The following is a 6,315-nucleotide window of genomic DNA, read 5'->3' as shown; positions in this document are numbered from 1 at the left end:
CTATGGCGCAGCGCCTTGGTATAGGAGTTTATGCCGAAGACCAGTATGTGAATGATCCGTCAGCAAAAACTACTGTTACTTATGATGACTGGCTAAAGATTGTTGATTATTATACCAAAACTGCCCCCAAGGCCATTAAACCGGCCAAAGCCCCAATAACTCCGCTTAAGGATTGGGGCGTATTTACACTTGTAAAACCCACCAGAGATACAGTACCCATAGCCACCACTACTATGGTAGCTTTTGATACCATAGGTCACCGCATTTTTACCAGCGATATGATGAATAACAGCTTATATCAATGGTCAGATCAACTAAAGCTGCAGGCTACCAGTAAGTTTAGTTCGCCGGCGGTTAATGTTCAATTTACGAAAGATAATAAAGGAGACGAACAGGCCGCATTTACTTTTATTGGCACCATGAGGGCAATTGATATAGCCAACGGTTACATAGCCGATGCTGACCTGAGTAAGCCGGGTAAAATGCAATTGGATACCATAGCTGATAAACTACCCAGACCAATTCAATCCTTACGGGCAGATTTTAATAAGGATGGTTTAACCGATAGGTTGGTTTGCGGCTTTGGCCATAATTCAGGTGGGTTGTATTGGTACAAACAGCTGCCTGGTAAAAAATTTGAGAAAATAGTTATCAGCTCGATGCCCGGCGCTGAGCAGGCTGTTATTGGTGATTTTAATAACGATGGCTGGCCCGATATTGCCTGCCTGTTTGCTCAGGCCGATGAAGGTGTATGGATGTTTTTAAATGATCATAAGGGCGGGTTTGCATCAAGAAACCTGATCCGGTTTTCGCCGGTTTATGGTTCAAGCAGTTTTCAGCTGGTTGATTTTAATCATGATGGTAAGCTTGATATATTATATACCAGTGGCGATAACAGCGATTATTCTAAAATTTTAAAACCCTTTCATGGTGTGTACATATTTCTGAACCAGGGTAACTTTACATATAAGCAAGCTTATTTTTATCCGGTAAACGGCGCCACAAAAGCCATAGCTGCTGATTTTAACGGCGATGGCAGACTGGATATAGCTCTTATCGCGTTCTTTTCTGATCTGAAAAATAATCCCGGTGAAGGCTTTACTTATTTTGAGCAGGACAGCCCCATGCATTTTATCCCGCATAACCCGCCCATTTTTAATTATGGACGATGGATATGTATGGATGTGAAAGATTATGACTCAGATGGTAAACCGGATATCATTTTAGGTAATTTTTCTTTCGGGTTTATTAATGAAGAAAATTTTAAAGCTACCTGGAACACCCGTAATCCTTTCATTATATTAAAAAACACGGCAGGCGGTAAGCTCAAATAAATTCTTTCCATATTTGAGCTATGAATGCCGATGTATTGATAATTGGTGCCGGTGCAGCCGGTTTAATGGCAGCACGTGAATTGGCCAAAAAGGGTAAAAAAATAATTGTGCTTGAGGCGCAAAACCGCATAGGCGGACGTATACATACTGTATATGAAAACGGGAAGCCTGTAGAGTTAGGTGCCGAATTTGTACACGGCAATTTGCCCGTTACGCTGGCTTTACTCCATGAAGCCGGTATTCTATATACTTCTGCTTCGGCATCGACGTGGAAATATGATGAAGGAAAATTTACCAACAACGAATGGTTTATTGATCATTGGGACTTATTTATTGATAAGCTAAGCCAGCTGGAGCAGGATACCAGTATAGATGATTTTATAGAATCACAATTTCCGGAAGATAAATACCGGGAGCTCAGACGGTCGGTAAGGCAATATGTATCAGGCTATGATACAGCGAATCCCAAAAAGGCAAGCAGCTTTGCGCTGCGAAACGAATGGCAACATGAAGATGAAGGCGCTCAGCACCGTGTTGAAGGAGGATATATAAAGCTATTGAATTACCTGGCCAATGAATGTGAGTCTAATGGTGGAGAGGTAAAGCTAAACTCAGTTGTAAAAGATATTTATTGGGAGCCGGAAAAGGTGTCAGCCACCACTGCTGATGGTGTAACCTATCATGCCGAAAAAATCATTATAGCTATTCCCTTAGGAATGTTACAGATAGAAACAGATAAAGAAGGGAAGATAACTTTTCATCCACCGGTTAAAGAGCAGCAGGAGGCAATAATGCAAATGGGTTTTGGTTCGGTTATCAAAATATTGATAGAATTTGACGAAGCCTTTTGGGAAAATGAATCAGTGGGAGAGGGGAAAAGCCTTAAAGATATGGGCTATCTGCTATCGCAGGAAGAAACACCCACCTGGTGGACACAGTATCCAGAGCAATCAACGCTGTTTACCGGTTGGATAGGCGGGCCGGATGCCTGGGCCAGGAAAGATGCAACTGATGATGAAATATTAAAGCAGGCGCTGCAATCAATAGCCAATATTTTTAAACTGGATATTAATGAATTGCAAAATCGTATCAAATCATGGCATATAATAAACTGGACTACCCGGTCATTTACGCATGGTTCATATGCTTATGATACTGTGGAAGCCCCTGAGGCACGCAAAACGTTGAATACGCCGGTTAATGAGACCCTGTTTTTTGCAGGAGAATATTTGTATGAAGGGGCCGCTATGGGGACGGTTGAGGCCGCCTTAACCAGCGGAAGAGACGTGGCGGCGAGAATAAAATGATTTATGGCTTCCAGTAATTGCCCGATACAATAATCATATTCAGCATTTTGATACTGTTGTCATAATAATCATAATCACGTAATTTAAAGGCTACCAAATAATCCCACAGCTTATTGAGCCATACCTGATTACTCTTATCAACAGTGGCAGATACAGTAAATGGTGCTATAAAGCTTAATGCTTCAAAATAGCGGCCTTTAATATCATTGCCATCTAATGTATAGCCTGCCGAAATATTATCGGGGTTACCATCAGTGGTTTGTTTTATCCAACTGTTTATTTTACTGACCATATTAAGGGCCCGCTTATCGCTATATAATAAGTAATCGCTGGCTATGCGCCAGGGCACCCTGCAGGCATTGTAATTATAAAAACCGTCATAAGCCGATTCGAGATAATTGGCCTGTGCCGGCTTGGGTAACTTATTAATACCGCGAATAAAATCGGGTACAATACCGGCGTCTGCGCTGTATTTGCTTTGCATCAAACTAAAAAGCCGGTAATTATTATCGATAGCTTTTTGCCATTTGCTATTTTTTAAGGTGCTTTCAAATGCCTTAAAGTGTGCCGGCATAAAATCAGATGACCGGGTATCAAAATAATCGCGGCTGTCGTGTTCAATAGCATCGCTAAGCAAAACCGAATAAGTGATAGGGTTTATTTCATGCTGCATAACGGCCGTAATCATGTTTTTGGCTTCCTGCTGGTAGTTAATGTTTCCGTTATTGCCCCATTGTTTAGCTGCCAATAAAAGGGAGTAGGCAATGTCCATATCGCCATCGGTAGCGGTACTGCGGTCAATATCTTTACAGTTTTTGCCCTGGGCCCATGCCATTAAGTAGGGAGATGTTTTAGCCGGGTGTGCTTTATAATAATTATATAGGCCGTTGAATGTGCTTTGTGCAGCCTTATCATAACCGGCCATCAGCACGGTGATGAGCATGCCATAGCCCTGACCTTCAGATACACATTCTTTTCCGGGTTTCTCAAACCAGATATAATATTGGTTTTTATCGCAGCCGGTTTTAACGTAGCGTGCTTTCCACTGATCATAAAAAACACTCACCTGTTTATCCAGTTGCTGCCGTGATAAATGATTGGGCCTTATACTGCCATTAGCATAGATAGTATGCTGCGGAAAAGGCTTTAATACCTGTGCATTAATTCCCCCAACTGCAAAAAGCAGCAATAAAAGGCTGTTAAACCATTTGTAATTGCAGCAGTTCCTCAAAGCGTTGGGGTTCCATGCACATTTGATTTTCGGCAAAATACAATTTAAGGCATGATAAAAAATTCTGTATAACCGGGGTATCTTTGCAAGTTGCGGCATACCAGGTTCTTTTAGCTACACTGTGGTGCAGCGGTTTAGCTACAACGTTTCTGCTTTTCAAATAAGGGCGTACAATCCAGTCGGCCATTACGCTTATGCCCAGTCCTGCATTTACCATTTCAATGGTGGCATCGGTATAATGTATGCGGTTTAGCGTTTTGGGTTTTACGTGCTGTTCTTGTATCAATGTTTCAATCAGGGGGGTGTCCTGGTAAGTAGGGTCATAAAGTGCCAGTATCAGGTCCTGATCCTGAAAATCGGCAATATCAATTATATCTTTTGATGCAAGGGGATGATCTGTTGGTAATATTACGTTCAGCCTATCTTCAAAAATAGGCTCGTAATTTATTTTGGTGTTCACCATTTGGGTACGCACAATACCCAGGTCAAGGTCACCGCGCATAAGGTATTCAAGCGGGCGTTGTGTAGCATCAGACACAATGTTGATGTTAATATCGGGCCATTGGCTTTTAAAATCCTTAATAACCCCTGGTAACCAATGATATGCAGTATAGCATTGCATGCTGATGTTGAGCTTGCCGGTTTTACCATTTTTGTAATTCCGGATATCTTCTTCCATTGTTCTGATCTCTGAAATTATTTTTTCAGAACTTCGCAAAAAACGGTAACCAATCTCTGACAATTGTAACTTTTTACCCTGACGATGAAATACTTCTATGCCGAGTTCCCGTTCAAGTTCCTTTAACTGGTGACTAAGCGCTGATTGTGTAAGATGCAGAGCCTCAGCAGCTTTGGTTAATGTTCCTTCCTTTGAAATCGTATCAACCAGGCGAAAATGGTGAAGTGCTATATTCATTATGAATTTTGCTAATGATTATGACAAATTTAATTCATTTTTTTCATATATTTTATACAGATACCTTTGCCGTGTATAAAATACACGATAATGTTCAATCTACCTTCAAAACAACTACTTCTGTTTTTAGGTGTTTTCTCAGTCGTTCAGGCTCAGGCTCAGCAAAAAGTTTTAAATATTAAAGATGCTGAACAAATGGCGCTCGCTAATTACGGTACCATTAAATCCAAGGCAAATCAACTAAACGCTGCTAAGGCAAACTTAAAAGAAACCCGAACAGAATATTTACCGGATGTAAGTATTTCGGCCCAGCAAGATTACGGAACAGCCAACGGCCAAAACGGCCCGCTGTATGGTTATCATGGTTTATCAGTAGCCTCATCAGGCCCTGCATTAGCCAAACAAAATTGGAACGCTGCCTTTGGTTCGTTGTATCTGAGCAACGTAAGCTGGGATTTTTTCAGCTTTGGTAAAGCTGTTGAACGCGTTAAAGTACAAAAAAATGTAGTTTCATTGAATGAAACAGATCTATCGCAAGAGCAGTTTCAACACGAAGTGAGGGTAGCAAGTACCTATTTAAATTTACTGGCCGCCCAACAGTTGGCTAAAGCACAGCAGGATAACCTTAACCGTGCTATCGATTTGCAAACAGTGGTTGTGGCCCGCGTAAAAAACGGCCTTAACCCCGGAGTTGATTCGGCACTGGCTAACGCCGAGGTATCAAATGCTAAGATTTCCTTAACCAACACTTTGCAAACGGTGCAGGATCAAAGCAATCAATTATCAATTTTTCTGGGCATCCCGTCGCAGGAGTTTGTGCTTGATAGCGCTTTTATCACCAAGCTGCCCAACAATCTATCGGCGCAAAGCTCTGTTCAGATCGGCGATCATCCCGAACTGCGCTTTTTAAAGAACCGTATTGGGGTGAGCGATGAGCAGGCCAAGTATCTGAAAACTTTCGCGCTGCCTACCTTTAGCCTGTTTGGTGTTTACCAGGGCCGTGGTTCAGGTTTTAACTCTGATTATAGTACTAATTTAAACAGCTACAGCAGCAGTTATGGTGCCGGTGCAAACCCAACACGTTATAACTACCTGTTTGGTGTAGCTATGGTCTGGAACCTGACCAGCCCGTTCAGGGTGCATTACCAGGTGCAATCGCAAAAGTACACCTCAGAGCAGTTTAAAAATGATTACGACCTGGTTGAGCAACGCTTAACCGCGCAACAGGTACTGGCAGATACCCGTATAGGAAATGCTTTGAAAAATTATCACGAAGTACCGGTTGAAGTTTCGGCCGCGAGCGATGCCTATAAACAAAAGTATACGCTGTATAAAAACGGTTTGGCTAATATAGTTGATTTTACACAAGCTCTTTTTACCCTGAACAGGGCCGAGGTTGACCGCTATATTACCCTGAATAATGTATGGCAGGCTTTACTGTTCAAGTCGGCTTCTACAGGCGATTTTGGTTTATTTATCAATAATTTTTAATAACAGCTATACACATTTATAATGGGAATGATAAAA

The 6,315-nt window shown here is 41.8% G+C and carries 5 protein-coding genes; 3 read left to right on the top strand and 2 right to left on the bottom strand.

All coding sequences use genetic code 11. The annotated features are described in order from the left end of the window. Both AAGC65_RS24215 and AAGC65_RS24210 read left to right on the top strand, forming a co-directional pair. Nucleotides 1-1,334, top strand: a 1,334-nt coding sequence (locus AAGC65_RS24215) for a VCBS repeat-containing protein (protein WP_343115039.1), incomplete at its 5' end; no start/stop codon positions are given. A 20-nt stretch (nucleotides 1,335-1,354) separates the two neighbouring features. Further along, nucleotides 1,355-2,641, top strand: coding sequence for an NAD(P)/FAD-dependent oxidoreductase (locus AAGC65_RS24210; protein ID WP_343115038.1), 1,287 nt, complete (start codon nucleotides 1,355-1,357; stop codon nucleotides 2,639-2,641). A gap of 1 nt (nucleotide 2,642) precedes the next feature. Here the strand turns inward: AAGC65_RS24210 and AAGC65_RS24205 are convergent, their stop codons facing one another. Both AAGC65_RS24205 and AAGC65_RS24200 read right to left on the bottom strand, forming a co-directional pair. Further along, nucleotides 2,643-3,830, bottom strand: a complete 1,188-nt coding sequence (locus AAGC65_RS24205; RefSeq protein ID WP_343115037.1) for a glycosyl hydrolase family 8 — start codon at nucleotides 3,828-3,830, stop codon at nucleotides 2,643-2,645. 10 nt (nucleotides 3,831-3,840) lie between these two features. Next, nucleotides 3,841-4,788: a LysR family transcriptional regulator gene (locus AAGC65_RS24200; RefSeq protein WP_343115036.1), complete on the bottom strand. Its 948-nt coding sequence runs from the start codon at nucleotides 4,786-4,788 to the stop codon at nucleotides 3,841-3,843. A gap of 90 nt (nucleotides 4,789-4,878) precedes the next feature. Here AAGC65_RS24200 and AAGC65_RS24195 point away from each other — a divergent pair, with 90 nt between their 5' ends. Next, on the top strand, nucleotides 4,879-6,279 hold the full coding sequence (locus AAGC65_RS24195) for a TolC family protein (protein ID WP_343115035.1): 1,401 nt from the start codon (nucleotides 4,879-4,881) through the stop codon (nucleotides 6,277-6,279). Nucleotides 6,280-6,315: the final 36 nt, after the last annotated feature.

This window comes from Mucilaginibacter sp. (assembly GCF_039207105.1).
In the GTDB taxonomy this organism is placed as follows: domain Bacteria; phylum Bacteroidota; class Bacteroidia; order Sphingobacteriales; family Sphingobacteriaceae; genus Mucilaginibacter.
Note: the sequence above shows the minus strand (reverse complement) of the source record. Positions and strands in the feature narration are given on the sequence as shown.

Bases quoted from the DNA above. Each gene is read 5' to 3' on its own strand.
- AAGC65_RS24210 (WP_343115038.1), top strand. From the start codon at position 1,355: ATGAATGCCGATGTATTGATAATTGGTGCCGGTGCAGCCGGTTTAATG.
- AAGC65_RS24200 (WP_343115036.1), bottom strand. From the start codon at position 4,788: ATGAATATAGCACTTCACCATTTTCGCCTGGTTGATACGATTTCAAAG.
- AAGC65_RS24195 (WP_343115035.1), top strand. From the start codon at position 4,879: ATGTTCAATCTACCTTCAAAACAACTACTTCTGTTTTTAGGTGTTTTC.